The sequence below is a fragment of the Mesorhizobium sp. M7A.F.Ca.CA.003.01.2.1 genome, assembly GCF_003998945.1.
Taxonomy (GTDB): Bacteria; Pseudomonadota; Alphaproteobacteria; order Rhizobiales; family Rhizobiaceae; genus Mesorhizobium; species Mesorhizobium ciceri.
Genome location: NZ_RZRA01000741.1, coordinates 1 through 2,949, shown reverse-complemented (window position 1 = coordinate 2,949; position 2,949 = coordinate 1). Strand labels below are relative to the sequence as shown.

General features: G+C 62.9%; 4 protein-coding genes. 3 read left to right on the top strand and 1 reads right to left on the bottom strand.

The window, feature by feature from the left end; genetic code table 11:
• Positions 1 to 57: 57 nt before the first annotated feature.
• From EN969_RS24720 to fae, 3 genes are all read left to right on the top strand, one after another.
• Positions 58 to 972 carry a RimK family alpha-L-glutamate ligase gene (locus EN969_RS24720; RefSeq protein ID WP_245458385.1) on the top strand — a complete coding sequence of 305 codons (915 nt, stop codon included), beginning with the start codon at positions 58 to 60 and terminating at the stop codon, positions 970 to 972.
• Complete coding sequence (locus EN969_RS24715) at positions 969 to 1,844, top strand: triphosphoribosyl-dephospho-CoA synthase (RefSeq protein ID WP_335919129.1); 876 nt, start codon at positions 969 to 971, stop codon at positions 1,842 to 1,844. Before EN969_RS24720 ends, EN969_RS24715 begins: the two co-directional genes overlap by 4 nt.
• 149 nt (positions 1,845 to 1,993) lie before the next feature.
• A complete protein-coding gene (fae, locus tag EN969_RS24710; protein WP_013532036.1) occupies positions 1,994 to 2,500 on the top strand; it encodes a formaldehyde-activating enzyme in 507 nt (168 codons plus the stop codon).
• 137 nt (positions 2,501 to 2,637) lie between these two features.
• Here the strand turns inward: fae and EN969_RS24705 are convergent.
• Positions 2,638 to 2,949 (bottom strand): HisA/HisF-related TIM barrel protein (locus tag EN969_RS24705; RefSeq protein WP_245467489.1); only part of this gene is annotated, 312 nt, incomplete at its 5' end.

The following is a 2,949-nucleotide window of genomic DNA, read 5'->3' as shown; positions in this document are numbered from 1 at the left end:
ACATTCCCGCACCCGAGAGGCCACATGATCCCTCGCATCCTGATCGTCAGCGACAAAGTGGACACCGGCTCCAACGGCCTGGCGGCAGGACTTGGTCGGGGGGGCGCCGCCGTTACAGCCGTGCCGCTGGCGGCGATCGCATTCGATACCAGCAGCCCGAGCGGACTTGCGATCCCCGGCTTCGGCGGCACGCTGCCCGACGCCGTGCTCGTCCGTTCGATCGCCGCCGGATCGTTCGAAGCGGTTACCCGGCGCCTCGGGGTGCTGCACGCGTTAAGCAGACTGTCGGTTCCCGTATGGAATTCCGCGCAGGCGATCGAGCGCTGCGTCGACAAGTCGATGACGACATTCCTCCTGAAAAATGCCGGCCTGCCTACGCCACGCACCTTTGCCGTAGAAGGACTTGCCGTCGCCGAGGAGGTCGCGGCGCAAGAGCTTCCGCGGGGACCGCTGGTGCTGAAACCATTGTTCGGGGCGCAAGGCCGCGGCATAAAGCTGATCCGCACGTTCTCGGACCTGCCGGCCGCAGAAGAGGTGAACAGCGTCTACTACCTTCAGCAATATGTGTCGCGTGCCGGTCCGCCTTTCCGGGATTTCCGCGTGTTTGTCTGCGCCGGAGAGACCGTGGCGATGATGAGCCGCATCAGCGACGACTGGATCACGAACGTCAACCGGGGTGGCGTGCCGGAACAGGTTTCCGAACATGGCAAGGCGGAACTGGCATCGCTGGCCGTCGCTGCGTCAGCCGCGGTCGGCGCGGATTTTGCCGGCGTGGACATCGTGCGGGCTGACGACGGCAATCTGTTCATACTCGAAGTGAACAGCATGCCCGCATGGTCGGGATTGCAGTCGGTGGTCGCCGTGAACATCGCCGAAGCAATCGCCGATGCCTTGCTGAAACTTCTGGCCGACCGCGCCGAGGCGGCCGCCGCACCGCGGCCCTACCGTTTTGCCGCGCCTGCGAATTCGTGAGGGCGGGCAAGGTGGTGCTTTCGCGTGAACGCCTCCGGGCCAGCTATAAGAATGCCTGCAGGATGGAGATCGAAGCCCTAAAGCCGGGCAACGTCCATCTGTTCGCCGACGGACACGGCATGTCCGCCGCCCAGTTCATGACAAGTGCGGAGGTTTCCTCCGGGCCGCTGACCGATCCTCGTCTGCCGGTCGGGCAGCGGATGCTGGAGGCGGTGCGCGCGACACGACTGGCGGTCGCAACCAATACCAATCTCGGAATCATCCTTCTGGCAGGGCCTCTGATATGCGCCGCCGAAATGGGCGGTGACAGACTGCGTGACAATCTCGATTCGCTGCTTCGGGCTTTGAGCGTGCAGGATACCAAGGCGGTATTCGAGGCGATCGTCACGGCCGCGCCAGGCGGCCTCGGAGAAGCCGCCAACGATGTGCGGCAGGAGCCGAAGGTCCATTTGCTGGACGCGATGAGGGAGGCTGCCGACCGCGACATGATCGCTCGCCAGTACAGCAACTGTTTCGGCGACGTGTTCGGGGTCGGGCTCGCCGCGCTGGATGGAGCGTTGGCACGTGAAGAAGACGGCATGTGGCCGACGGTGTTCGTCTACATGGCGTTTCTCGCCGGCTTCCCCGACAGCCATGTGATGCGCAAGCACGGCGTTCACGTCGCAAATCAGGCGCGGCAGGAAGCCGTTGCCGTTCAGGCGGCGCTCCATGCCGAGGGCGACGAACCGTCGCGCATTCGTCTGCTCATGGAGTTCGACCGCCGGCTGAAGGCCGACAACATCAACCCCGGCACCTCGGCCGACCTCACCGTGGCTACTCTTTTAGTCCACACCCTCGCCCTCACCTTGCATAATCGCGGCGTTGGTGCTTGACTTCCAAAAGCGGAAGCTGTGCTTCCGCGGCTATCTAGCCAACCGGTCCGGGCAAATCCGGACGCTGCCAACAAGGATAGCTGTCCATCGAGCGCCTGCTCGGTTGCAGCGTCCGTGGACATCATAATTGTGTCTTGGAGGAAATTGGCATGGCAAAAATATCAAAGGTTATGGTCGGTGAATCGCTGGTGGGAGACGGCAACGAAGTCGCGCATGTCGACCTGCTCATCGGCCCGCGGGGGAGCGCGGTCGAAACGGCATTTTGCAACGCGCTTACCAACAACAAGGACGGCTTTACTTCGCTTTTGGCGGTGATCGCGCCCAATCTTCAATGCAAACCCAACACCGTGATGTTCAACAAGGTCACGATCAAGGGTGCCAAACAGGCGGTCCAGATGTTCGGCCCGGCGCAGCACGCCGTGGCAAAGGCCGTGCAGGACAGCGTTGCGGACGGGACCATTCCGGCCAACGAAGCAGACGACGTGTTCATCTGCGTCGGGGTATTCATCCATTGGGACGCGGCGGACGACGCCAAGATCCAGAAATACAATTACGAGGCGACAAAGGAAGCCATCCAGCGCGCCGTTGCAGGAACCCCGACCGCCGCCGAAGCAACGGCCCAGCGCGACAAGGTCAAGCATCCGTTCGCAGCCTAGACAAGAGACAGCCCCGCACAGGAAAAACCCTCTTCTGAGACGGATGGTCTGTTGCGCCGGCTGAAAAAGGTTCTGGGCTTTTGAAACGTCAGCTCCCGAAGGGCGCACGCCCTTCGGGAGCTGACGAGCAACGACGATCAGGCGCCGAGTGACGCGAGGTGGCCGGGCGTGAGCGTAGCGTTGTGCAATGAGGTTGCGACCAGTGCCGCGGCGACGCCCATGGCGGACAAGGCCCTGATGTCGTTCTCGTCGCGGACACCGCCGGCCGCAATGACAGCGCGATTTCCGGCCTTGGCCTTGACCTCCTGCAACCGCCCGAAGTCGGGACCGGCGGCCGCACCGACCTTGGCCAGCGTCATGACAATCACCTTTTGCGGCCAAAGCTCGGGCTCATCGAGAAGAGAACGCGGCCCGCAAAAACTATCGCCGACGAAATCAAGGGACAGGAT

Excerpts from the sequence above, each read along its gene's own strand:
- fae (WP_013532036.1), top strand. The coding sequence starts at position 1,994 with ATGGCAAAAATATCAAAGGTTATGGTCGGTGAATCGCTGGTGGGAGAC.